Below are 2002 nucleotides of genomic sequence, written 5' to 3'. Positions count from 1 at the left end.
CGGGCTGCGGGTTTGTGGTTGTCGTCGCGGGATTTGTTCGTGCGGCAGAGTGTGGCGGCGTTGGCGGCGGGTCTGGAATCGGGGGAGATCGACCGGCCGGGCCCGGTGCAGCGGCAGGTGGCCGGCCCGGCACCACTGCTTCCGACGCAGTCCCTCTTCCTCACCCACCACCCCGAGGAACCTGATCACTTCAACCAGTTCGTCGTCGTGGAGGTCCCCGCCGAACTCGACACCGCGGCGCTGCGCGCCGCGACTGACGCGCTGCTCGATCGCCATGACGCGCTCCGGATGAGGTACCTGCGCATGGACGGACAGTGGCAGCAGCACAATCTCGCCTCCGAAACCCATGACGTGCTCACCCTGCACGACCTCAGCGACATGGCGCCCGAGGTGGCGCAGGAGGAGGCCGAGCGGCTGACCGCGCGCGCCCATCGCAGCCTGAGCCTGGAGCACGGCCCTCTGGTGCGGGCCGAACTGTTCCGCTACCCGGACCGTCCGGCCGAGCTGTTCCTCGTCGTGCACCACCTGGTCGTCGACGGCGTGTCCTGGCGGATCCTGCTCGACGACCTGTCGTCGGCGTACCAGCAGGCCGCGGCCGGTGAGCCGGTGTTCCTGGGTGCGAAGACCACGTCGCTGCAGGAGTGGGGGATCCGGCTGGCGGCGCACGCTGCCGCCGGCGCCCTCGACGACCAGCGTGCGTACTGGGCTGAAAGGGCCGGCCCGCTCCGCACCCGCATCCCCGTCGACGGCACCGGCAGCCGGCGGGCGGGAGCTGCCTGTACGGTGGTGCGGCGCCTCGACCAGGCCAGTACGCAGGCCCTGCTCACGCGGACTCCGGCCCTGCACCGAGCCCAGATCACCGAGGTCCTGCTGGCCGCGCTCGGCCGGGTGCTGGTGCCCTGGACCGGCGGCGACCAGGTGCGCATCGCGCTGGAGGGGCACGGCCGCGAGGAGATCTTCGACGACGTCGACCTCAGCGGGACCGTGGGATGGTTCACCACCATCTACCCCGTCGACCTGGTCGCGGTGCCCGGCGACAGTTGGGCCACGACGGTGCGGCGGGTCAAGGAACGGCTGCGCGCCGTTCCGGACCACGGTCTCGGCTACGGCGTGTTGCACCAGCTCGATGGCGCCGATCCGTCCGTCGCGGACCGGTGGGAGATCAGCTTCAACTACCTGGGCCAGTGGCAGGCGGGCGGTTCCGGGGAGTTCCGGCTGCGCGCTGCCACCATCGGTCTGGACCAGAGCCCTGCACACGATCGCATGCATCTGCTCGACATCGTGGCCGCGGTCGAGGCCGGCGAGCTGACCGTCACCTGGGTGCACTCACCGGAGATCCACAGCCGGGAGACCGTCGCGGCGCTGGCCGACCAGTTGACCGACGCGTTGCGGGACCTGGCTGCCGACGCCCGGCTGGAGGAGGCCGTCGCGCTGACCCCCGCCGACTTCCCGCTTGCCGGGCTGGATCAGGCGGCGGTGGACGCGGTGGTGGGCGACGGCCGTGAGGTGGAGGACGTGTACCGGCTGACGCCGATTCAGGCGGGGATGCTCTTCCACGCCCTGATGGCCCCGGAGGCGGGCACCTACGTCGGCCGGGTGTCGTTCGTCGTGCAAGGCGTCCGGGATGTGGACGCGTTGGCGCGGGCGTGGCAGGTGGTGGCGGATCGGACGCCGGTGTTGCGGAGTTCGGTGGTGTGGCAGGGGGTGCCGGAGCCGGTTCAGGTGGTGTGGCGGCGGGTGGTGTTGCCGGTGCGCCGGGTGGACTGGTCGGGGTTGCCGGCGGGGGAGCAGGAGGTCGAGGCGCGCCGGTTGTCGGAGGGGGAACGGCTGGCGGGTCTGGATCTGGGGCGGGCGCCGTTGTCGCGGTTGGTGCTGGCGGAACTGGGCGACGACCGGGTTCGCGTCTTTCTGACCTCGCATCATCTGATGTTGGACGGGTGGAGCACGTTCCAGGTGTTGTCGGATGTGTTTGCCGTGTACGGGGCTCTGGTGTCGGGGGCGC

The 2002-nt window shown here is 71.2% G+C and carries 1 protein-coding gene; it reads left to right on the top strand.

The features are described 5' to 3' along the window. Positions 1-39 precede the first annotated feature (39 nt). On the top strand, positions 40-2002 hold a 1963-nt coding region (locus tag AC2CHG_RS31175), incomplete at its 3' end, for a condensation domain-containing protein (RefSeq protein WP_484526183.1).

The sequence above is a fragment of the Micromonospora sp. ATLC20 genome (genome assembly GCF_057196585.1).
The sequence above is the reverse complement of the archived record's forward strand: the minus strand, read 5'-3'. Positions and strand labels throughout refer to the sequence as shown.